At 38.4% G+C, this 23,245-nt stretch carries 23 protein-coding genes and 1 pseudogene; 12 read left to right on the top strand and 12 right to left on the bottom strand.

The window, feature by feature from the left end:
- Positions 1-4: 4 nt before the first annotated feature.
- From earP to AC1EU0_RS08950, 5 genes are all read right to left on the bottom strand, one after another.
- The gene (gene earP / locus AC1EU0_RS08970; protein ID WP_480302070.1) at positions 5-1,153 is read right to left on the bottom strand and encodes an elongation factor P maturation arginine rhamnosyltransferase EarP; all 1,149 of its coding nucleotides are present in this window, start codon (positions 1,151-1,153) and stop codon (positions 5-7) included.
- A gap of 66 nt (positions 1,154-1,219) precedes the next feature.
- Entirely contained in the window at positions 1,220-1,747 is a 528-nt protein-coding gene (gene fldA, locus AC1EU0_RS08965) for a flavodoxin FldA (protein WP_480302069.1), read from the bottom strand.
- 58 nt (positions 1,748-1,805) lie between these two features.
- Positions 1,806-2,084, bottom strand: a complete 279-nt coding sequence (ybfE, locus tag AC1EU0_RS08960) for a LexA regulated protein (protein WP_121839794.1) — start codon at positions 2,082-2,084, stop codon at positions 1,806-1,808.
- A 1-nt stretch (position 2,085) separates the two neighbouring features.
- Entirely contained in the window at positions 2,086-2,307 is a 222-nt protein-coding gene (locus tag AC1EU0_RS08955; RefSeq protein WP_480302068.1) for a DUF2788 domain-containing protein, read from the bottom strand.
- Positions 2,308-2,407: 100 nt separating this feature from the next.
- Positions 2,408-3,172, bottom strand: a complete 765-nt coding sequence (locus AC1EU0_RS08950; RefSeq protein WP_480302067.1) for an alpha/beta fold hydrolase — start codon at positions 3,170-3,172, stop codon at positions 2,408-2,410.
- 261 nt (positions 3,173-3,433) lie between these two features.
- On the opposite strand from AC1EU0_RS08950, the gene seqA reads away from it, so the two are divergent.
- On the top strand, positions 3,434-3,970 hold the full coding sequence (gene seqA, locus AC1EU0_RS08945; RefSeq protein WP_480302066.1) for a replication initiation negative regulator SeqA: 537 nt from the start codon (positions 3,434-3,436) through the stop codon (positions 3,968-3,970).
- 11 nt (positions 3,971-3,981) lie between these two features.
- The gene (gene pgm, locus AC1EU0_RS08940) at positions 3,982-5,625 is read left to right on the top strand and encodes a phosphoglucomutase (alpha-D-glucose-1,6-bisphosphate-dependent) (protein ID WP_480302065.1); all 1,644 of its coding nucleotides are present in this window, start codon (positions 3,982-3,984) and stop codon (positions 5,623-5,625) included.
- Positions 5,626-5,632: 7 nt separating this feature from the next.
- On the opposite strand, the gene AC1EU0_RS08935 is transcribed toward pgm, so the two are convergent.
- Genes AC1EU0_RS08935 through cmoA form a run of 3 tightly spaced genes read right to left on the bottom strand, consistent with a single transcriptional unit; the run spans position 5,633 to position 9,011 of the window.
- Positions 5,633-7,294 carry a hypothetical protein gene (locus tag AC1EU0_RS08935; RefSeq protein ID WP_480302064.1) on the bottom strand — a complete coding sequence of 554 codons (1,662 nt, stop codon included), beginning with the start codon at positions 7,292-7,294 and terminating at the stop codon, positions 5,633-5,635.
- On the bottom strand, positions 7,291-8,283 hold the full coding sequence (gene cmoB / locus AC1EU0_RS08930) for a tRNA 5-methoxyuridine(34)/uridine 5-oxyacetic acid(34) synthase CmoB (RefSeq protein ID WP_480302063.1): 993 nt from the start codon (positions 8,281-8,283) through the stop codon (positions 7,291-7,293). Before cmoB ends, AC1EU0_RS08935 begins: the two co-directional genes overlap by 4 nt.
- Positions 8,280-9,011, bottom strand: coding sequence for a carboxy-S-adenosyl-L-methionine synthase CmoA (gene cmoA, locus AC1EU0_RS08925; protein WP_480302062.1), 732 nt, complete (start codon positions 9,009-9,011; stop codon positions 8,280-8,282). The genes cmoB and cmoA overlap by 4 nt, the downstream gene beginning before the upstream one ends.
- 127 nt (positions 9,012-9,138) lie before the next feature.
- On the opposite strand from cmoA, the gene AC1EU0_RS08920 reads away from it, so the two are divergent.
- The 6 genes from AC1EU0_RS08920 (at position 9,139) to ruvB (ending at position 17,170) form a co-directional block, all read left to right on the top strand.
- Positions 9,139-11,931: a transporter substrate-binding domain-containing protein gene (locus AC1EU0_RS08920; RefSeq protein ID WP_480302061.1), complete on the top strand. Its 2,793-nt coding sequence runs from the start codon at positions 9,139-9,141 to the stop codon at positions 11,929-11,931.
- Between the two features lie 119 nt (positions 11,932-12,050).
- Positions 12,051-13,832 (top strand): aspartate--tRNA ligase, encoded by a 1,782-nt coding sequence (gene aspS, locus AC1EU0_RS08915; protein ID WP_480302060.1) that lies wholly within the window; start codon positions 12,051-12,053, stop codon positions 13,830-13,832.
- A gap of 241 nt (positions 13,833-14,073) precedes the next feature.
- Positions 14,074-14,820: a YebC/PmpR family DNA-binding transcriptional regulator gene (locus AC1EU0_RS08910; protein WP_480302059.1), complete on the top strand. Its 747-nt coding sequence runs from the start codon at positions 14,074-14,076 to the stop codon at positions 14,818-14,820.
- A 188-nt stretch (positions 14,821-15,008) separates the two neighbouring features.
- Positions 15,009-15,530, top strand: a complete 522-nt coding sequence (gene ruvC / locus AC1EU0_RS08905; protein WP_480302058.1) for a crossover junction endodeoxyribonuclease RuvC — start codon at positions 15,009-15,011, stop codon at positions 15,528-15,530.
- Positions 15,527-16,144 carry a Holliday junction branch migration protein RuvA gene (ruvA, locus tag AC1EU0_RS08900; RefSeq protein WP_480302057.1) on the top strand — a complete coding sequence of 206 codons (618 nt, stop codon included), beginning with the start codon at positions 15,527-15,529 and terminating at the stop codon, positions 16,142-16,144. Before ruvC ends, ruvA begins: the two co-directional genes overlap by 4 nt.
- Before the next feature lie 18 nt (positions 16,145-16,162).
- A complete protein-coding gene (gene ruvB, locus AC1EU0_RS08895; protein WP_480302056.1) occupies positions 16,163-17,170 on the top strand; it encodes a Holliday junction branch migration DNA helicase RuvB in 1,008 nt (335 codons plus the stop codon).
- Here the strand turns inward: ruvB and AC1EU0_RS08890 are convergent.
- The 4 genes from AC1EU0_RS08890 to AC1EU0_RS08875 all read right to left on the bottom strand — a co-directional run bounded on the left by AC1EU0_RS08890 (position 17,167) and on the right by AC1EU0_RS08875 (position 20,753).
- Positions 17,167-18,321, bottom strand: a complete 1,155-nt coding sequence (locus tag AC1EU0_RS08890; RefSeq protein ID WP_480302055.1) for a hypothetical protein — start codon at positions 18,319-18,321, stop codon at positions 17,167-17,169. The two genes, ruvB and AC1EU0_RS08890, sit on opposite strands and share 4 nt — an antisense overlap.
- Positions 18,322-18,429: 108 nt before the next feature.
- Positions 18,430-19,017, bottom strand: a complete 588-nt coding sequence (locus tag AC1EU0_RS08885) for a hypothetical protein (protein ID WP_480302054.1) — start codon at positions 19,015-19,017, stop codon at positions 18,430-18,432.
- 781 nt (positions 19,018-19,798) lie between these two features.
- Positions 19,799-20,209, bottom strand: coding sequence for a lactoylglutathione lyase (gene gloA, locus AC1EU0_RS08880; RefSeq protein ID WP_480302053.1), 411 nt, complete (start codon positions 20,207-20,209; stop codon positions 19,799-19,801).
- Positions 20,210-20,252: 43 nt separating this feature from the next.
- Positions 20,253-20,753: a lactoylglutathione lyase family protein gene (locus tag AC1EU0_RS08875; RefSeq protein WP_480302052.1), complete on the bottom strand. Its 501-nt coding sequence runs from the start codon at positions 20,751-20,753 to the stop codon at positions 20,253-20,255.
- Positions 20,754-20,816: 63 nt separating this feature from the next.
- Here AC1EU0_RS08875 and AC1EU0_RS08870 point away from each other — a divergent pair, with 63 nt between their 5' ends.
- The 4 genes and pseudogenes from AC1EU0_RS08870 to AC1EU0_RS08855 form a co-directional block, all read left to right on the top strand.
- Positions 20,817-21,749 (top strand): LysR family transcriptional regulator, encoded by a 933-nt coding sequence (locus AC1EU0_RS08870; protein WP_480302051.1) that lies wholly within the window; start codon positions 20,817-20,819, stop codon positions 21,747-21,749.
- A gap of 94 nt (positions 21,750-21,843) precedes the next feature.
- Positions 21,844-22,110 (top strand): hypothetical protein, encoded by a 267-nt coding sequence (locus AC1EU0_RS08865; protein ID WP_480302050.1) that lies wholly within the window; start codon positions 21,844-21,846, stop codon positions 22,108-22,110.
- 24 nt (positions 22,111-22,134) lie between these two features.
- Positions 22,135-22,278, top strand: a complete 144-nt coding sequence (locus AC1EU0_RS08860; protein WP_480302311.1) for an N-6 DNA methylase — start codon at positions 22,135-22,137, stop codon at positions 22,276-22,278.
- Between the two features lie 184 nt (positions 22,279-22,462).
- Positions 22,463-22,998, top strand: a pseudogene (locus tag AC1EU0_RS08855) (IS30 family transposase); the annotation flags it as partial.
- Between the last annotated feature and the right edge of the window lie 247 nt (positions 22,999-23,245).

Here is a 23,245-nt window from a genome sequence, read left to right as displayed (position 1 = left end):
GATTTTATCGGTTTTTAACAAACTCCACCAGTCGAGAAACTAAATCTGAGCCATTAAGTGCCTTTTGAGCCCAGATTCGGCTGAGATTTTGAATTTCTTCCATGACGTTTTGCAGGTTTTGCCACTTTTTCTCAATATCATTTTGAAGATCTTGATTAAAGGCTAGACTGATGTCTTGATAAGCTTTTGAAGCCTCTGCACTTAAATTTTTTGTATACAGAGTGTTAAAGGCGGAAAGCTTTTCAATATGCGTATTTTCTTCTTGTGGGTAAATATGCCATAAAAAAGGCTTTTGAGCCCATTGAGCACGTAGAAATGAATCTTCTCCACGGACGATATTAAAGTCACAGCAAGCCAATAATTTGTCGTAACCTTCTTGATTGGTCATGGTTAATATATGCATGTGCAAATTACCAGCTTTTAAGCTTTCACCTGCATTTACAGTATTAAGCTGTTTATTGAATATTGGTAATAGGCTGCTCAGACTTCGCCCAAAAGGAACCAGTAAATGAGTCTCTTGGTCCTGCTTTATCCAGTATTGGCATAAGTCGGTGAGAACTACTGATTCATAACTGAATACACTAATCACTTGAGTTTTATTTTCGGTCAGTTCGATGTTGAACTGCTTAAAAAATTCTTGGCGGTTATTATGCTGGTTGATAGACGTTTGTAGTTGATGCTTTTCACAAATCAAGCCGCCACTTTTTGTCGAAAATCCGGGGAAATAGAAGTACTTTCGTGCACCAGAGTGATGCATTGAAATTAGCCCATGACAGTCATCAATCCAATTTTCAGCGCTAAGATATTCCAGATTTATCCATACTGGAGCTTCAGTTTTAGTTGCTGAAAGTTGCTGGATAATAATTGGAGGTAGCTCGCAAGCAAATGCTTCAATCAGCGCTTCACCTGTTTTCCAATGTTGAGGTGTGAAATCATTCCAATGAATGATTGTGATGTCATTTATCGTTTGTCGCTCAAGGGTAGGGTCTAGTTGCGGGAGTATATGTTTAAAACTATTAAGATCATCTACCCATAATTTAATACTGATTCCATGCTCATCAGCTAATTGTTTTGCTAAACGCCATGTCACACCTATGTCGCCATAGTTGTCGACAACACAGCAAAAAATATCCCAATGTTTTGATGATGTCATAAAGGCCTTACTTTACAAACAAAAAGCGGTGCATATAGCACCGCTTTAGTGAATCATTAGAGTGAATTAATCGGCAAATTCAGCCATGCACATTTCTTCGTAAATCTGCTTAACCCATTTGTCGACACGCTCTTCGGTTAGTTCTGGCTGACGATCTTCATCAATACCTAGTCCAATAAAGTGGTTGTCATCTGCCATACCTTTTGAGGCTTCGAAGTCATAACCGTCTGTAGGCCAGTGACCTACAATGATACCACCACGCTCGGAAACGATATCTCCAACCATACCCATAGCATCTAGGAAATATTCAGCGTAATCTTCTTGGTCACCACAACCGAAAATAGCAACTAATTTGTCCGTGAAATCAATTTGCTCTAGCTCTGGGAAGAAATCGTCCCAGTCACATTGTGCTTCACCATAATACCAAGTAGGAATACCAAAAAGGAGTAGATCAAACTCAGCAATTTCTTCTTTGGTACTTTTGGCGATATCTTTCACACCTACCATTTGCTTACCAAGTTTCTTTTGGATCATTTTGGCTACGGCTTCAGTATTACCTGTATCACTGCCGAAAAATAGACCTACAGTTGCCATTGTTTTTCCTTGTATATCTTGAACTTAAATCAAAAATGCCTGATGTACTTTCGTTGAGTCAATTTAAATCACTTAGTTGTGCGGTCAACATAGACTCAATGAGTTGACTCCGGCTGATGTTATTTTCTTCTGCGAGTTGATTAAGTGCATCAAATAATTCTTGAGATACTTTTAACTCGATACGCTTTAGGCCTTTGGCCTTATCTCTGAGGACTTGATTCCTCTTGTTAACCTTTAATTGCTGCGATCTCGTCAGTGGGTTACTTCTTGGTCTACCACGGCGTTTTTCGGTTGCAAAAAGGTCAATCGTTGTTCTATCAGATTGTTCTTTTGCCATGTTACCCAATCCCAGAGGATTCCCAGTAGAATTGGATTATACCTTTTGCAATAAACCCAGCACAGCCCGTAAATAAAACCAACCAAACCATATAACGTCCAAATTTCGGCACTTGACCTTGTTTTAAAACGTCATGGATAGCCATGCCTATGAAGAAAAAGATTGCAGCGAAGAAAAAATTAAGACCTACAGCTTCAAGCTGCTCTATATACTGCGTTAACATTTTCTCTCGCTTTACTTTTGTTTCACCGTAATTAAACGGTTTCAATGTTGGCGGAATATACCATATTGCCCACCATTGTAAAAATGGATATTCAGATTAATTAGTGGTTTTGACTGTCAATAAATTCTTTCACAATCCTATTAAATACCATAGGTTTTTCAGCATGAAGCCAATGTCCAGTTCCATGGATAGTTTTTGCTTGGACTTTTGGAAATTGACTTAGAATGTCTTGACGGTGCTCTTGAGTAATGTAATCGGAATTTCCACCACGGATAAATAAGCATGGGCCTGTGTATTGCATTCTTTTATATGGCCAGTCTATTAACGTTTCATAGCTATTTAATAGACCTTGTAAATTCATTTTCCATGTAAAACCAGTGTCGGTTCGTTGTAGGTTTTTTAGCAAAAATTGAGCGGTAGGTGTTTCAATACCTGATGTTATCAGATGTTGCAGGGCCGCCTTACGATCAGAGCCTTGATTTAAAGGTAAGCTGGTAAGAGCATTAAACACGTTATCATGACGTCTAGGATACTTAGTTGGAGCTATGTCAGCGGCAATAACACTTAAACATTTGCTTGGTTGATTAAGTGCAAAGGCTAATGCGGCTTTACCACCAAGTGAGTGACCAACAATGTGAGCTTTTTCAATCTGTAGTTCAGTCAATACTGTCAATAATTGTTGACTGATGATGTCGAAGTTCAAATTATCAATATGCGGGCTTGCCCCATGGTTAGGCAAATCAATTCTTATCACTTGATAATCAGTTTCTAGGTATTGGGCTAGATTTTTGAGGTTATCTAGATTACCAAAAAGGCCATGAATTAAAATTATGCTCGGGCCTTGCCCTGAAACTATATAGTTCATTTTGTTTTGTTGGTGTAAATGCAATTTGTGCCATTGTCCTAAATTTTAATACTTTGTAAAAGCTCATTGTAGTTTGAATTTTAATCAATCAAACCTATAGAGTTTTTTCTGTCGTATTTTTTAAGCAAATATCAAATTCAAACGGGTGACGATTGATCGAAAAATAGGTATCTTTGATCTATTGGGATCTATAGACGTTCAAAATTAAATTGGAATGCGAATTCATGATCCAAAGTCATAACTGAAAAGGAATAAGAACATATGAAATATATTGAGGTAGATGAGGAGCTCTATCGTTTCATCGCTGGAAAAACTGAACGTATCGGTGAGAGTGCTTCTGATATTATTCGTCGTCTTATTGGCTTAGATGTAAATTCAGTGGAGCCAGTGAAACCTCAGCAAATTGCAGAGCCTAGTCTAGAAAATGAAACCAAAGTAACTCAAGAAGATGTTATCTCTACAGTCGATTTCGCTTCTTTATTTATTACCGATGAAATAAGTAGTCAAAAAGGGGCTGTTGGTCGCTTTATCTATGTTTTAGAGCAATTACATTCAGCATTACCCAATAAGTTTAATGAAGTTCTACAAATTCAAGGCCGTGGTCGTTTGTATTTTGCTACTTCCAAGAAAGATTTACTTAAAGCCAGCAAATCATCAAACCCTAAGCAGATTGGGCAAAGCAGTTATTGGGTAACGACCAATAACAATACGGCTAAGAAACAAGCCATATTTGCAGAAGTTTTGGTTCGTTTAGGCTGCTCAGCTGAAACAGCGCAAGAATTAGTACACCATATTTAACGGAGCGGGTTGTGGCGATACATGAAAGAGCTGGGCAACCGGCTCAACAACAGGATTTAATTAATATTCCTAAACTAATGAGTCAGTATTATCGACTCATTCCTGATGCTACTAATCCTGAACAACAGGTTAGCTTTGGTACCTCTGGACATAGAGGAAGTTCATTTAAAGTTAGTTTTAATCAAAATCATATCTGGGCAATCGTTCAAGCTGTAGTCGATTATCGAAAGCAACAGAATATTAATGGCCCACTTATTCTTGGTATGGATACCCATGCTTTGTCCCATGCTGCATTTATGTCGGCGGTAGAAGTATTGGTTGCAAATAACATCCAAGTTATTGCTCAAATTGATGAAGGCTATACACCAACTCCAGTTGTATCTCATGCCATCATTACCGCTAATGCAAAATCTGATCAATTGCATGATGGCTTGATTATCACTCCATCTCATAATCCTCCTCAAGATGGTGGGATCAAATACAATCCACCTCATGGCGGGCCTGCTGAAGGTGAAATAACCTCTTGGGTTCAAAATCGTGCCAATGGTTATTTGCTTAATCAACTTGATGGTGTAAAAACCTTAAATTATGGCATCGCTTCTAATTTAGATTTAGTCGATTGGCGCGACTTAGTAACACCATACGTTAAGGATTTAGCTTCAGTTATTAACTTTTCTGCTATTAAAGATGCAAAAGTTCGTATCGGTGTAGATCCTCTTGGTGGTTCAGGTATTCATTACTGGAAACCGATTGCTGAGGAATTCGGAATTGATATCAAATTGGTTAATGAAGCGATTGATCCAAACTTTGGTTTCATGACTTTGGATAAAGATGGAAAAATCCGTATGGATTGTTCATCTCCTTATGCTATGAAAGGGTTGCTTGCACATCAAGAAAAGTTTGATATTTGCTTAGGTAATGATCCGGATTACGATCGTCATGGTATCGTCTGTCCGAATTATGGTCTTATGAATCCAAACCATTATCTAGCCGTTGCCATTGATTACCTGGTTACCCATAGACCTGAATGGAGTAAGTCTCTAGGAATAGGTAAGACCCTTGTTTCAAGTGCTATGATAGATAAAATTTGCGCTAAACATGAACGTAAATTGATTGAAGTACCTGTTGGTTTTAAATGGTTCGTTGATGGATTAGCTCAAGCTGAATTAGCTTTCGGCGGTGAAGAAAGTGCAGGCGCAGCGTTTTTAAGAAAAGATGGCACGACTTGGTGTACGGATAAAGATGGTTTTATTTTAGCTCTACTAGCGGCAGAAATTTATGCTGTTACTGGTAAAACGCCTGCTCAACGCTATCAAGAACTTGAGCAAGAGTTTGGTGAAAGCTTTTATCAACGAATAGATAGTCCGATTAACGCTAAGAAAAAAGCCAAATTTGCTCAACTGTCTTCTGACTCATTAACGGCGAAAACTTTAGCTGGTGGAGAGATAACAGCTGTTTTATCTCACGCTCCTGGTAATAAAGCTGCTATTGGTGGCATCAAAGTTACTACTAAAGATGCTTGGTTTGCAGCACGTCCATCAGGAACGGAACCATTATTCAAACTTTATGCAGAAAGCTTTGTATCAGAGGAACATTTACAACAAGTACTACAAGATGCTCAAGCATTAATTGCTGAAGCTCTCTCTTCGCTATAATTTGTTTCTAAAAGGGTTCAATTTGAACCCTTTCTTCATCCATTATATGTAAAGTGATCTCACCGTTTAACTGAAATGATTTTCCGAGAATACGCTTTAGTCTTTGTTTCATTGTTTCTCTGGATTCATTTACCACTAGTATTTCAAAAATCTTTTCTGCTGGAAGTTCTGTTTTTTTCTTGATCAAATCAAATAAATCATTCTGAAATAGTTCTTTATAGAAACCCACATTTTCATTGGTGAAATCTGGATCAGAAAACAAGTAATTGTTGAACGCAGTTGTATTAAAGTTTGTTTCAACTCGTTTGTGGCCAGTTAGCAGCTTAAAGGCCAGTTTAGCTTTGGCAATATCGATTAGATTTTGATAGTTGTTCGCAATTTGATCTCTTGAGCCTATAGCAGCGCTTGGTAGATTCAATTGTTGCTGCAACCAATTTTGTAGCCAAATAGAGCCTAAGTTTGCAGTGTCTGAACTATCCATTGCTTGGCTTGATAAATAATATTCAGGTGAATCAGCGATTATTGTTATGGCTTGAGAAAAAGCATGTAAAAATTGTTTAGCTTTTCTCTGGCTTGATATGGCTTGAGGTACAAGTAAACGAACATCCGCAAACTGTTGGCTGATCACAGGATAGCGCATCACTTGTACCTGAGTTTTAGCCTTGGTGGTTTGTAGATACAAATGGCCGAGAAGTCTGTCTTTTAACCATACTCTATATACGTTGGGTGTAATTTGTTGATGGGTTATACCCAGTTGCGCTAGTTGTTTGAAGCTATTAATAATAAGAGTTTTTGACTCTATTCTCGTGAAAGGTGTTTTTTTGGCTTCTTTTAACGTTTGCCCAATATTCCAAGGTGAAATAAGGTGAGTTGATTTTTGTTTCAAATAAACTGATATTTTTTGGGGATCAGTCAAAATATTGTTGACTAGTTGTTGTTCTAGATAGTTAGTAAAACCTGCTTGTTGCGCTATCTTATTTTTCAATTGGCGCCAGTTCTGAAATAATCTTGTTGATTTTTGGTAATACTGATTCCAAACCTGCTTGCGACATTTCTCTTGCGGCTGATTCAGCAAGTAATAATGTAAGCTTGAAGTGCTCGAAATTTCAGATTGATTAGCGATTAAACATGAGTGGTTTGGTTTAACTGGAGATTTAACTTTTGCCCAATGGCGTATTTCTGCTTCAATAATTCGTAATCTAGCGATTTGGTTTTTTGAAGCTTGACTGTATTTAGCTTGACTCAGTCTAAAACCTAGCTGTTGATACTTAGGTGAAGGGCTGTGAGTTAATTGTTGAATAAGCGTGGTAACTTCAGTGCTATCTACTAAAGCTCTCCATGAATCACTTAGTTTTATCTGGCAATTGAGAATGTCATCATAAAATAAATGGCCCTCAGATAGTGATAGAAAATTGGTAAGGGCATTATTCAAGTTATTAATTCTGAGGCTTTGTTGTGTAAGTGTACTTACAGAGTGGCTAAGTTTTTCTTTAATTGAAAATGGCTTTATTTTTAGAGCGTTGCATTGCTCATGTAATATTTGGAAGGTGATACTGGCTCTTGGGTCTATTTGATGTTTAGATATTGGTGTTTTTGAGCTTGCTGCGAAAGTAAAAGACGCAACAAGCACTAATAATAAAATATGATTCATCCCTGAAAGTTTGTTCATACCAAGTCGTGATTAGGTTCGTTTTTAACGGCAATTATGGTTGCGCGTTTCGGAGCAGGGTAGCCTTCAACCGTTTTAGTTATGTCATTTGGGTCAAGGTAATCAACTAATGATTCGTTACGCATCCAAGGTGTTTTCCGCTGCTCAGCTAAAGACGTTACATCTTCATCCACACAACGAATATCGATAAAGTCACATTTTTCTAACCACTTTATTAAGGCGTTGACTGAAGGTAAAAACCAGACGTTATTCATTTTTCCATAACGTTCGCCGGGTACTAATACAGTATTCTCATCGCCATCGACTACTAATGTTTCAAGTACCAATTCACCACCGGTTCTTAATTGATCACGTAATTGCAATAAGTGATCAATGGGAGAACGACGATGATAAAGTACACCCATAGAAAATACCGTATCGAAAGCATCCAGTGGCGGAAGCTCTTGAATGCCGAGAGGAAGCAAGTGAATTGGTAAATCTGGATCAGTTAGACGCTTAACGGCTTCAAATTGACATAAAAATAATGTAGATGGGTCAATGCCTACTACACGCTTAGCGCCAGCACCAAGCATACGCCACATATGATAACCGCTACCACAACCTACATCTAAAACCGTTCGATTTTTAAGCGAACTAATGTGTGGGCTTACTCGATCCCATTTCCAGTCACTTCGCCACTCTGTATCAATATGGATGCCATGAATGTGGAATGGACCTTTTCGCCAAGGGTGGAAAAGCTGTAATAGGTTTTCTAACTTTTCTTTTTCACCTTTAGATAATTGGTTTCCTGTGCCAATAGTGACGCTATTTTTCAGGTCTAGATGATCTGGTGCAGGGTAATTTAACTTGTTAAGTACTTTTTCCCATTTAGGTAAATTACCGTGTTTGTGGGCGCGTTGCCACTCCCCAAGTAATGAAGGAATCGTCTCTAACCAGTGCTGTAAATTTGAGTCTGAGATTTGCTGATAAAAAGAGCTGAAATTGATCACTTAATTGCCACCATGGATGCAAAGTTAAAACACTGGAACCAAATATTAAAATGTTTAAAGCCTGAATCTTTAACACGCTGCGTATGAATTTCTAGAGTGTCGGTACGCATTACGTTTTCGAGCGCTGTTCGTTTTTGACTGATTTCTAATTCACTGTATCCGTTTGCTCGCTTAAAGTCTAAATGCTCACTATCGATAAATTCTTGGATAACTTCATCTTCAAAATACAGTTTTTCCGATAAAACCAATACGCCACCAGAATTTAGTCCATTATATATTGTTTTTAATAAAGTAAGCCTCTGTTCAGGAGCTAAAAATTGTAAAGTGAAGTTTAGGACAACCATTGAAGCATTTGTTATTTCGATATTACAGATATCGTCACAGATAAGTTCAACCTGAGTCTGACTTTTGTAAGCGCCTATATTCTCTTTGCAACGTTCAAGCATTGATGGGCTGTTATCAACAGATATAATTTTGCAATTATCTTGCTCTATGTTTCGCCTTATACTGATCGTCGCAGTCCCTAGTGAACAACCAAGATCATAGACATTCGAGTTGGCTGTAACATATTTTGCAGCGATATCACCAATGGTGGTAATAATTTGGCTATAACCTGGAACAGAGCGGCGGATCATGTCATCAAAAACGCCTGCTACGTTATTGTCAAAGCGAAATTCTTCTATGCGATTTGAAGGTTTCGCATAGATTTTATCTTCATCGTAATTCATTTAAGCCAGTAATATTTGGACAGAACAGCTTATTTTACAAAATTCAGGCTAGTAATTTGAAGCAAAATTTTGTCTAATAAAAGTGTAACGCCATAGAAACATGTAGTTAACAAGATAAGGATTAGTCTTGAATAAACAAATAAGAATATGTTTTATTTTGCTATGTTATATAAGCTCATTTTTTGTAAATGCAGCTGAAAAGCCTGTTTCTATTGCTGTTACTGAAGATGGATACCCTTATTCTTTTAAGAATGAACAAGGTCATGCAGATGGCTACTATGTTGATTTATGGAAAGCATGGTCGACTGTCGTAGGGCGTCCTGTACAATTTGTTTTATCAAGTCAAATTGACGCCATAAAAAGCCTAAGAAATGGTGGCGTCGATGTTCATGCTGGATTAACAAAGGCAAGTAGGCATAAGAATGTTTTTCAATATTCTCAGCAGATTGGCAGCCTAGATATTTACCTCTATAGCCATAAAAAAAATAACATTGGTTTTAATCTAAAAGAAGTCACCCCTTATTCAGTTGGCGTCGTAAGAGGTTCATTGCTCCCATCGCTTTTAAAACAACATGGTAGTAAATACAGTTACAAGCGATTTCCCAATCAAGCATCCCTTATTGATGCTGCACTTGATGAAGACATCTTAGTGTTTGCCGCGGCAAAAATAGACTTTCAAGATGCTTCAGAGCTTGTTGTTTTTAACAGGAATTTTCCTCCTGAGAAACAATTAAAACTAGGTCGTCTGCCCATATTTGCAGCTGTATTAAATGAGAATACACAACTGTTAGCGAAAATTGATGAAGGCTTTGGTTTAATCAGCAATGAAGAAAGGAAAAATATTCATCAAAAATGGTTGGGTAAAAATAATCACAGAATTGAATTAAAAGTAGTTTTGTCAGGTGACAGCAATCCATTATCGATGAAAGGTGATGATAATTTGGCTCACGGAATGTACATAGACATGTGGAGGAAGTGGTCTGAAAAAGTAAATAGCCCAATTACCTTTGAATTTATGGATAAGCAACAAGCTATGTCTGCCTTGAAGGAAGGACGAGTTGATATTGCATTATTTGACGAAAACTATGATGCTGAAATATCAGAGGCTTGGCGTTTATATGAAGTAAAGCATAGATTGTTTACTTTCGAAAAAAAGGCGTCATCATTAGCTAGTTTTAACAAGTCTGCAATCGGAGTAATTGGTCAAATAAAGTTTATTGATGCATTACAAAGAAAGTTACCCAATACAAAAATTATTGAATATCAAGATATAGAGTCAGCTTTAGAGGCAGCTAAACAAAATAAGATTGCTGGTTTTATTGCTCCTGCGTCTTGGACTCAGCAATTTTTACTAAAAAATAAAATATGGTCGGAATTTGTACAAGACCCTCGTATTGAATTTGTAACTCCTGTTTATGCATTAGTTAATAAGAGTAACCTTGGTTTAGCTAATAAAGTCAGTATTGGCTTTAATAAGGTCAGTTATCAAGAGTTAGCAGGCATTGAGCAGAAATGGATTTTAAATCCAGCTGATCATTTTTATAGTTCTGAGGGTAATGTTCTGAATTTGTCCTATGAGCAAAAAGAATACCTTACTTCTATTAATGGTTTGAAATTTGGTTATTTAAAAAACTGGGCTCCAATGGAGTTTGTTGATAAAACAGGAACATTTAAAGGCATTAATGCCGATGTGGTTTCATTGATTAATCAGCAATTAAATGTACCTATTGAAGCTGTTGCTTTTGATGATTGGGCGTCACTATATAAAGCATTGCAATCGAAACAAATAGATTTTGCTGGGAGTATGGCTGCTAGAAACAAAGGAGAAACCCGCCTACATTTTTCAAACGATTATTGGCCTTCCCCTTGGGCTATTACCACAAAATCCGAACATTCAGGGTTACTTAACATAGAGCAACTTCAAGGAGCTAAAGTTGCAATAGTAGAAGGCTACGCCCTTAGCTCTAAACTAATTGCAAACCGGCCAAATTTGAATTTAGTGTTAGTTGCTGACAGTGCGCAAGGAATAGATCTTGTCGAGCAAGATAAAGCCGATTATTTTATTGATAAATTGATTAGTCTGTCCTCACTAATAACAGAAAAAAAATATTATGATTTAAAGATTTCGTTAATCCCTGGGTTAGAGGTTCAAAGAAGCCATTTTGGTGTTTCTGAAGATTTCAAACCATTAGTGCCTTTGATCAATATGGTTATTGCTCAAATGGATCAAGGTACAAAAAATACAATTTATAAACGATGGGTTCCAGATGCCAATCTATCCAACGCTCAAATCTATCGTCGTTGGGTAATTTTGCTTTCCATTATATCGATTCTACTAACTGCCGCCTTCTTAATATATTGGCTAGCCAACAAGCGAATACAAGCCGAAATAGGTCGCCGTGAAAAAGTCGAGAAGAAGATTCATTTTCTGAACAACCATGATAATTTAACCGGCTTGGTTAACCGCAGATTACTAGATGACAGATTAACCAGTACCGTGTTAACAAATAGCCGAGAACAAACCCGCTTTGCGGTGATGTTTATTGGAATCGGTAATTTTAGAATGGTTAATGATGTGCTTGGGTATAGTGCTGGTGACAATTTACTTGTAGGGCTGGCTAACGCATTATCTGGCACAATCAGACGCTCAGACACGCTAGCTCGCTTCAGCAGCGATGAATTTGTAGTTATTTTAAATCGTGCTCAAGAGTTTGAAGCGGTTTGTCAGGTTGCAGAGAATATCTTAGCTGCAGCAGGGCGCGTCACTGATGCACAAGTGCCTGATCTTCCACTTACAGTTAATATAGGTATTGCTTTTTATCCAAATGACTCAGACAACCCAATTGAGCTGTTAAAGCAAGCTGATCGCTTAATGAATCTAGCTAAAGAAAGCAACGAAAGCGGTTATATGACTAGCTAAGTCTACAATTGAAGAAATCTTAAACAACCAATGTGATAATTGCTTTGGTTGTTTGATTTTATTCCCTATAATGGCTGACATTTCTTACGATTAATAGTCTTATATAGGATAAAAGCTCAATGCGCAGTCATTATTGTGGAGACGTGAACAAAGCTCACGTTGGGGAAGAAGTAACCTTAGTTGGTTGGGTTAACCGTAGTCGCGATCTTGGTGGCGTTGTGTTTTTAGACTTGCGTGACCGTGAAGGTTTAATCCAAGTTGTTTACGACCCTGATTTGCCTGAAGTATTTGAAGTTGCCAGTTCACTTCGAGCAGAGTTCTGTGTTCAAGTTAAAGGTCTTGTTCGTGCTCGTCCTGATAGCCAAATCAATAGCGACATGAAAACCGGTGAAATCGAGGTTCTAGGCAAAGAACTGACCATCATCAACCGTGCTGCTCCATTGCCATTAAGCATGGATAATCATCAGAATAACAGCGAAGAAGCACGTTTAAAGTACCGTTACTTAGATCTACGCCGCCCTGAAATGACTGAGCGTTTGATTTTCCGTTCTAAAGTGACCAGTGCTGTTCGCCGTTTCTTAGATGACAATGGTTTCTTAGATATTGAAACCCCAATTTTGACCAAAGCGACGCCTGAAGGTGCTCGTGACTATCTAGTGCCAAGCCGTACTTACAAAGGTCAATTCTTTGCGTTACCGCAGTCACCACAAATCTTTAAACAGCTACTGATGATGTCTGGTTTCGACCGTTATTATCAAATCGTGAAATGTTTCCGTGATGAAGATTTACGTGCTGACCGTCAACCTGAATTTACTCAAATTGATATTGAAACTTCATTTATGACGTCTGAGCAAGTAATGCAAAAGACGGAAGAAATGGTTCGTAAATTGTTTAATGAACTACTAAACGTAGATTTAGGTGACTTCCCACGCATGAGCTACGACGAAGCGATGACTCGTTACGGTTCAGACAAGCCTGATTTGCGTAACCCACTAGAACTTGTAGATGTAGCAGATATCGTTAAAGATGTAGAATTTGCGGTATTTAAAGGTCCTGCAAATGATGCCGAAGGTCGAGTAACGGCTCTTCGCATTCCTCAAGGTGCGAAGCTTTCTCGTAAGAATATCGATGAATACACTAAGTACGTAGGTATTTACGGTGCGAAAGGTTTGGCTTGGATGAAGATCAATGATCTTGATGCTGGCATTGAAGGTATTCAGTCTCCTGTATTGAAGTTCCTAAACGAAGATATCGTTAAACAAATCATTGACCGCACTCAAGCCGCTACCGGCGACATCATTCTGTTTGGTGCCGACAAAGCTAACGTTGTAGCAGAATCAATGGGGGCTCTTCGTCTAAAAGCAGGCGAAGATTTTGATTTATTAGAAGGTGAGTGGCGTCCACTTTGGGTTGTTGACTTCCCAATGTTTGAGAAGCACAACGACAGCCTACACGCGGTTCATCACCCGTTTACCGCGCCTCGTGGTATCACTCCTGAGCAACTAGAAGCCGATCCTGCTAACCAAGTATCGGATGCTTACGATATGGTATTGAATGGTTGTGAGCTAGGTGGTGGTTCAGTGCGTATTCACGATGCGAAGATGCAAGCAGCAGTATTCCGTATCCTTGGTATCTCTGATGAAGAAGCAGAAGAGAAGTTTGGCTTCTTACTTGAAGCACTTCGTTATGGTACACCACCGCATGCAGGTTTAGCATTTGGCCTAGATCGCATCATCATGTTGATGACAGGTACGCAATCCATTCGTGATGTTATGGCATTCCCTAAGACCACTACTGCGGCATGTCCATTAACCAATGCTCCTGGTTTTGCTAACCCTGAGCAATTGAAAGAACTTGGTGTAACCGTTGTTGCAAAAGAAGAAACAGCAGAAGATGCTTAATCAATAAGTAGATTTCTAAGTATCAATTACCGAGGCTATATGCCTCGGTAATCGTTTTAAGACTGACTATTTGAATATGTAGAAGTCGCAACGTTGTGAACCCAACTGAAGGGTGCGTCAACGTACTCATGACCTTTACATCCTGTAAAAGACGGTTGTCTTATCACAACGTTACCCCACTAATTTCGGTAAATATGGGTTATTCATTATCTCAGTTTATCGCTCAGATTAAGGAGACGACATGGCCGGACACAGTAAATGGGCGAATATTCGTCATAGAAAAGCTGCTCAAGACGCCAAACGTGGCAAAATTTTTACTAAGCTTATTCGTGAGTTGACAGTTTCAGCTCGTGAAGGTGGGTCTGATCCCGATTCTAATCCACGCCTACGTTCTGCAATGGATAAAGCGCTTGGTGCGAACATGACTCGTGACACCATGGAGCGTGCTATTAAGCGAGGTGCTGGTGAATTAGAAGGTCAGCAATTAGAAGTGATCATTTACGAGGGCTATGGTCCAGGTGGTACAGCAGTAATGGTAGAAACCATGACGGATAATCGCAATCGTACCGTTACTGGTGTACGCCATGCATTTAATAAATCGGGCGGTAATTTAGGCACTGATGGTTCAGTTTCTTACCTATTTACTAAGCAAGGTATTATGTCATTCACCTCTGAAGTGGATGAAGATGCGTTGATGGAAGCAGCATTAGAAGCTGGAGCTGATGATGTTGTCACTCATGACGATGGTTCAATTGATGTGATCACTGAGCCTTCTGAGTTTTATCGCATTGTTGAAGAAGTAAAAGCTGCCGGTTTTGAGCCTGATCACGACGAAGTGGCATTAACGGCTTCGACAAAATCAGAGCTAGATGCAGACACTGCAGCGAAGTTTATGCGTTTGATTGATATGCTTGAAGAGCACGATGATGTGCAAGAAGTGTATCACAATGCTGAAATCTCTGATGAGATAATGGAACAATTGCATTAATCTGATTGATTTGACTTTTTAAAGTGTTGAGTCTGTCTGTCAGCAACTTTGAAGAGTTTAGGATAAATAGGAGCAATAGTGTGATAAGGAAGCCGTATGTGACAGGATGTCACGGTCGTTAGCACATGGACGTGCGCTTCTGTTTCCGTTCACACTATTGCTCTTATACGATGACATAAAGGCGGGATATGCCAATTATATTAGGAGTCGATCCCGGCTCCCGAATTACTGGATACGGTGTTATTCAAATTCAAGGTAGACAGCATCAATACATTGCCAGTGGCTGTATTCGCACCAGTGGTGATGATCTAGCTATGAGGCTCAAGCAAATTTTTGATGGTTTGCAAGAGATCATTCGTCAATACAAACCTGATGAATTTGCCATTGAGCGCGTGTTTATGGCGAAAAATGCTGACTCGGCGTTAAAGCTTGGGCAAGCCAGAGGTGCTGCCATTGTAGCCGCCACAGCAGCGGATTTGTCCGTGGCTGAATACTCGGCGACTCAAATTAAAAGTGCTGTGGTAGGAACAGGGCGAGCTAAAAAAGAGCAAGTTCAGCATATGGTTCAGCATTTATTGAAATTACCTGCCGCGCCGCAAGCCGATGCAGCAGATGCACTTGGAGTAGCTTTATGCCATTATCATACAATGCAAAGTTTGGTCGCTTTGGCTGGTCAAGCAAAATCAAGAACATACGGAAGATATAAATGATAGGTAGAATTGCCGGAGTATTAATCGAAAAACAAGCACCAGAAATTTTAATTGATGTACAAGGCGTAGGCTACGAGCTTCAAGTGCCGCTAACTTGTTTTTATGAATTACCAGAACTGGAACAAGCTGTAAGTTTATATACGCATTTTGTGGTTCGTGAAGATGCACAATTGCTTTATGGTTTTACGACTAAACAAGAGCGCGCTTTGTTTCGTTTACTTATCAAAACCAATGGTGTTGGACCCAAACTGGCATTAACCATTCTGTCAGGTATGTCAGCAGCTGAGTTTGTGGCTTGTGTTGAGCGTGATGATATTGCGACCTTAGTTAAACTTCCGGGTGTAGGTAAGAAAACAGCGGAACGCTTATTAGTCGAAATGCGAGATAAGCTTAAGAGCCTTATGGAAGCTTCTGCTGGTGGCGAGCGTGAGTTTGTTCTTAAATCTGATTATACGCCTAAACCAGAAGAGAACGATGCTGAAAAAGATGCGATTGCCGCATTGGTTGCTTTGGGTTACAAACCTACTCAGGCAAGTAAAGCGGTGTCTACTGTATTCCAAGATGGCTTGGGTTCAGAGTCACTCATTAAAGCTGCATTGAAGTCGATGCTGTAACCATTAAAGGACTAAGGAATGATTGAAGCAGATCGACTCATTGAGCCTAAGGGTAGCCCACAAGAAGAAGCAATCGATCGCGCCATGCGTCCGAAGCTGCTTGATGAATACACGGGCCAAAAAGAAAGTTGTGAACAGTTAAAAGTCTTTATTCAGGCAGCAAAAAACCGCAATGAACCATTAGATCATATGTTGATTTATGGTCCTCCGGGGTTAGGTAAAACCACATTAGCCATGATTGTGGCGAATGAAATGGAAGTAAACATTAAAACGACTTCTGGCCCAGTATTAGAGAAAGCAGGGGACTTAGCTGCGCTACTGACCAACCTTGAGGAAGGTGATGTTTTATTTATCGATGAAATCCACCGTCTAAGCCCTGTGATTGAAGAAATATTATATCCGGCGATGGAAGACTATCAGTTGGACATTATGATTGGTGAAGGGCCGGCAGCACGTTCAATTAAGCTGGATTTACCACCATTTACACTAATTGGTGCGACAACCAGAGCTGGTGCGTTAACCTCACCACTTCGTGCACGTTTTGGTATTCCACTGCGATTAGAGTTTTATAATAATCAAGACCTTGCAAAAATCGTTGCCCGATCAGCAAAAGTAATGAATTTAGGCATTGACGATGAAGGTTCATTAGAAATCGCTCGTCGTTCTCGTGGTACTCCTCGTATTGCCAACCGCTTATTACGTCGCGTACGTGATTATGCAGAAGTAAAACACGATGGTTCAGTATCACTAGATATTGCAGCACAAGCGTTGGACTTACTTGATGTAGACAGTGAGGGTTTTGATTATATGGATCGAAAACTTTTGTTTGCAATTATAGATAAGTTTTCTGGTGGTCCAGTAGGTCTAGATAACTTAGCCGCGGCTATCGGTGAAGAACGTGAAACCATTGAAGATGTGCTTGAACCGTTTTTAATTCAGCAAGGGTTTATTCAACGAACGCATCGAGGGAGAATTGCTTCCCCAAGAGCTTACCATCACTTTAATATGGATTTGCCTGAAAGCTAAATTTTATAATATTCAGGAGGATATAACATTGGCTGTCTGTTGATTTTGTCATTACTATGAACATATAAACCACCAATAGACAGCGTTAAACTCACCTTATAAGCTGCTGAAATTGTCCAATTCAAATCAGAAACTATAAAGCCAAAATCGTGACAAATTTTTAAAAGAAGATCCCCTTGTGGACATGAAAAATAGACCTGCATCTTTTGCTCGATAGGCAAATTAAGAGGTAGTTGTTGCAGCCAAACAGCTAACTTATCATCGTCAAAGTCACTTGTTGTTATTGTTTTGGGACATCTGATATTTAAATCGTGTTCTTTCCCTTTGCTAGCTGCTTTCGTATAGGCAAATCGAAATAGGTCTGTGATTGAATAAAGAAGTTGCTCTTGGGACTTTGAGTTGGCCTGAATTCTATTTATTGTCCATTTATCTTGACCAAACAGTGCAACTACACAACTTGTGTTTGGCATTGAATTCGGTCCCGACCAGCATATTCTCTGATATGAAGAATAACTCACCATGTAGAAACTTATTCCTGTTCCATTGTCCTCATCGTCAATATATTTTACTTCTGATGATAAGTTATCTCTATCGTTGAGATGATAGAGCGCTTCAAGTTGCTGTGAAGCTTGTATATGATTTTCTAGTTGTCCATAAAGATAAAAGTCACTTTTATGTCTGGCATTTACGTCTTTATCATGTTTCAAGTTTTTGAAAGGTAGAGCTTCTGGTAATGATTCAGTGCTGCTGGTAGCTGTTGAGCAATTTAACCCTAACTTCTTTGGGGGTTCTTCTGGTATTGCCTTTAAAAATGGAGGAATAGAAGTGGTATCTTTTGGTTTATGGAATCTTGCATCTAGGGTTGAGGTAGGTTCACATTCAGTAGTGGTAATGCAGCAAAATAAATCATTTAATTCTGCTAACGCTCTATTCGTGAATTGTTTTATACGAAGCGGAATATGAAATGGAGTCGACTGTGTTGCTTTTTTTAACAGATGAAATGAATTTGAAGAATTAGACATTGCTAATGGTTTTATGTGCCATGATTTTTGAGTAAATGTTTGTTGCCGAGATGAAGTGAATGGTATACCTGATTTACAATCAACTGGATTTAAAAGTGAAGTTTGTGGCTCTACTCTAAAAGATGACATAAGTTTCAGAAAAAGATAAGGAAATAATAGCTAATGCTCTCATAAGCAGATGGTTGCCAATAGTTAATTTAATTTAATCCATCAGCTTCTATCCATTGCTTATACCGTTTAAATTTCGTAGGTTTTTGAGGATCCAAATTTAGGATTAAAACCCTCTATTAATTCTAATTCACTAGCATAACTGACTACATATAGTGTGATTTTTATATATCCCAAGATTGATTGCTCCCACTCGAACTTATAGATGAACAGACCATTGTCATCACAAATCCGATGCAGTAATTCGCCTTGCGGAAATGTTTTTAACGCTGAAACAATTACTTGAGGTCTAAGGAAGTCGGGTATGCTATCAAGTCTAAGGTTAGTCATTTTAGTTTTTATAACCTTTGCTAAAGCAAGATCCCGTATTTCAGGGACAAGAATTTTTTTAGGATTCTTTATATCAAGTTCATGCTTAGAGCTTTCTGAAATTGCTTTAGCGAGAGCGAATTGAAACAAATCATGGGTGGAATAGCTTAGCGTGTCAACTTCTCTGAGTCTCAGACAATAGATGGTCCACTGACGTTTACCAAATAATGCTACGACACTTTTTTCATTTGCCATGCTTTTCATGCTCGTGCAGAACAGCTGTTGTACAGGGAGGCTATTTGTCATTTTCACTTTAATTCCCTTACCGTGATTTTCATCTTCAATCAAACTTACATCTGATTTTAAGTAATTATTGTCGTTCAAATGAAATAACACGTTAAGTTGACGCAATGCGTTGATATTTACTTTGCGGGTTCCGTAATAGTAAAGCCTCGTGTGACAGGTTGGTTGAGGAACGGTTAATACCTCAACTATAGGTGCAGTTGGTGTCGTGCTGCATAGAGATATTGGACTACTTGGATTGCGATCAAGTTTTAATAAACCACAGGCTTCATCATATGACGGTGGCGCAGGTGGAATTAATTTACTAAATTCGAAGCCTAGGGTGTCATTATTTTCTGATCAATTGATAGGCGTTTTGTGGAGAAGTCTCTGATTAGAAACTCTGGATTGTTTAGCTTCAATTGGTTTTTGTAATTCTTGGGGAGATTGATAAAGTGACGCAATACATTCTGAACCTGTCTCAATCGGTTCAACGGCCGAATTCGAAGTGCAACAAGAGATCTCACTCAAATTGTTTCTAACATACCGACCTAACCTACTTAAGTTAATCATTACTGTTGACGGTTGCTGATTAGGTATGCTTGGTTTCCCGTGAAAGCTTTGGTATTGAAAAGCTCTACTGCTTTGAGTTGCAACCCATGGTCGTTTGGTTTTATGAGGTTTGTTAACTTGTTTTGACTGCGAATAGGGTGAAGAGTTTGAAGAACAAAGCACTTTAGGATAAAACATTGAATATTGAGAGCAATCAAGTGATTTCTTGATGCTCTCATAAAGGCTTACTTATTATAAGTTAATATATTTTAATCAACTTATAGTGAAATTAATTTTATCCCAAGCCTTTAGTTGCTGATTTAAGCTGAATCAACTCAATCTTATAACCATCAGGATCTTCTACAAAAGCAATTTCAGTTGTACCACCAGCAACTGGACCTGGTTCACGGGTAATTTTTCCACCGGCCTCAGCTATTGTTTTACATTGGGCATAAATATCATCAGCACCAATGGCTAAATGGCCAAAACCTGTGCCTAGATCGTAATTATTTGTATCCCAGTTATAAGTCAGCTCAACCACTGCATGGCCTTCAGATTCATCTCCATAACCCACAAAGGCAAGAGTATATTTGTATTCTGGATTTTCAGATTTACGCAGTAATTTCATTCCTAGAACTCGAGTATAAAAATCAATACTCTCATCTAAATTACCGACTCGAATCATTGTGTGTAACAGTTGGCTCATAATGCGTTCCAAAACAATTGTTAGTGTAAGTCAATGATAACAATCAATTGTTATAAGCACCACTTGAGTAGGTCAGTTCATAACTGTGACTATAAATTTCTAGAATATTGCCAAAAGGATCTTCCATGTAAATCATTCGATATGGCTTTTCACCCGGATAATAATACCTTGGTTCTTTCATTCTTCTCTTACCGCCAGCAGCTACAATTTTTTCAGCAAGACCTTCGACGTCTGGATCTTGTACGCAGAAGTGGAAGAACCCTGTTTTCCAATATTCAAAATTGTTTTCAGGGTTTTGCTGGTTTTCGAATTGAAACAGCTCAACACCAATCCTGTCTCCAGTTGACATATGGGCAATTTTAAATTTTTTCCAACCAGCACCAAACACATCAGTACACATTTCACCTATGGCACTGGTGTCTTCAGTGATTTCAGTAGGTTCCATTATGAGGTACCAACCAAGAACTTCTGTATAAAATTTCACTGCTGCTTCAACATCCGGAACTGAAATGCCAATATGAGAAAATGTTCTAGGATAAGCCATGATTTAATCTCTTAGTTATGAATATGGCTTCATCATAATTTTTTTATTACAAAAACTTAAATTATGATAAATTGGCTAAACCATAAATTCTATTTATACCTAATGCTTAATCCACTTTGGTTGAAAACTTATAAAGCGCTTATTGACACAGGTAATTTCACTAAGACCGCTGAAAAATTATTTATGACACAGCCAGGTGTCAGTCAACATATACAAAAACTAGAAGAAATGTGTGGATATGCTTTGATCAAAAGGCAAAAGCGCAGTTTTGAAATTACCGAACAAGGTAAGCTTGTTTATCAATATGCTATCGAAATTACACAAAGTGAAAAAAACTTATTCAGCAAATTAAGTTTTGATGAACCCTATTCAGGGCAATACAGCATTGCTTGCTCTGGCGCTTTTTCATTACTTTTGTATCCACATCTTGTTGAATTACAAAAGCAGCATTCGTTGCTTAAGCCAAGCATTGAAGTGGCACCAAATCATAAAATTTTTGAAGCAGTTTCTATGGGTACAGTTGATTTTGGCATAGTGACACAGCAACCCGATCCCATTTATTTTGAATTCGAAATTATCGGTAAAGAGCAGTTATGTTTATTTATTCCTGCGACAAGCTCAAATGAATTAAGCTTAAATGAGTTACGTAAGCTTGGGTTCATTAGCCACCCAGATGCTGCTCACTATTTGAAATATTACATGTTGGAATGTGGAAGTGACCAGCTTTCAAAATTTAACTTTGAAGACTTTCCTATATCTGGGTATATCAATCAATTAACTCAAATTCTGACCCCAATTGCTAACGGCATTGGATTTACGGTTTTGCCAAAATCAGTACAGCAAAGTTGCATCGATGCAGAAAAGTTGATGATTTGGCAAGTTGGTAAACCTGTATATGAAGTGGTGTATTTAGTTAGAAAGAAAGATTATGAATTGCCTGCAAGGTGCAAGACAGTCATTGAAATCATAAAAGGGTTAGATGACTTAAAAATATAACTGAAAGACGAGTAAAGTTACTCGTCTGGATACACTTTGTCTTTGAAATGCACATTATATACACTAAAAGAAACCTTAATAAGCGAGTGAGTGAATGAATGAGGTGTCTGTGTTGCACAGGCTTAGATTGCTTTTTTTTGTAAATTACTTTTCAAAACCAAGCGAATTATTTCAGGTAATTGCTGAAAAAAGCAAAAACGGTGAGTTCATTATTGAAGCGCTAACCGATGTGCTCATCCACATTGAACAAAGCACTATGGGTACGGTCAATGAGGATGACTTTAACGACTTGTTCGATGACATCGATTTAACCTCAAATAAACACGGTAAAAGTAGAAAAGAAAAAAATGAACTGAGATAGAAAGTATTAGGTCACTTAGATGAAATCGATTTCTGCCTAGATGACACTAAAATAGACGTACTAGGGGATGCTTACGAATATCTTATTAGTCAGTTTGCCAGTTGTGCAGGTAAATATTTATGTGTGTTTTATACCTCATCTATGGTGTCACAACTGCTTGCAAATTAGTAACTAAAGACAAAACACAATTAAAGTCGGTATACGATCTACCCTGAGGTTCAGGTTCTCTATTGTAGCAAGTTACGAAAGAAATCCACCGTAAAGATGCTTAAGTAATCGGATATTACAGACAAGAGCACCTATAACTTAGCTCGTATAAACATGATTCTGTATGGCTTACATTATCGCAGTAGGGTATAAACGTTATCGTAGAGGTAAAATAATCAAAGAACCTATAATCAAAATGCCATGTTTATTGATGAACGAGCTTTTGTTGTTAATGAACACTAACGAATTGGCGATTGGGAAATAGATATAGTTTTAGGCAAACATGGTACTGGAGCAATTGTCACTATTATTGGAACGCAATACTCGATTCTACCTTGCCAAAAAAGTGTCCTCAAAGTCCGTTTAAGATCTGACTAAAGCGACGGTTGAATTACTTCGTGCCTATAAAAAATACGTGCATACAATTACGGCTGATAATGGGCGAGAGTTTGCAACGGCTCTAGAGGCGAATGTGTATTTTGCACATCCATACACCTCTTGGGGAAGTGGTGCCAATGATAATGCCAGCGGGTTTTTAAGGCAGTATGTAAAGAAAGGCACTAATTCAAGGTTGATTAACGATTACCATACAAGTTTTTCTTTAAATCGAATTAATTTGAGATAAAAGAAGCTGTTAAGCAACCATCCGTTGTATCTCATCGAGAAGTGACGGCTGCTTAAGTTGGAAAGTGTCGCATTTACTACTTGAATTTATGCTGTTTATTGAGTAAATTCCCCCCCCTTTATTTAGTGGCTTCCTTATCGCTCCTCCAAGGCTGTTTATTGACGAGTTAAAAAGCAGTCTTTTTTAACGGAATTATTTGATTATGAAAAAAATATTAATTGCCTGCTCAGTTGGAATGCTGTCAGCATGTGGTGGGGCAGATAAATCTTCTTCGCCATCGCCGAGTACACCCGAACAACCAAT

This window comes from Parashewanella sp. 2210YD4-3 (genome assembly GCF_056591735.1).
Note: the sequence above shows the minus strand (reverse complement) of the source record. Positions and strands in the feature narration are given on the sequence as shown.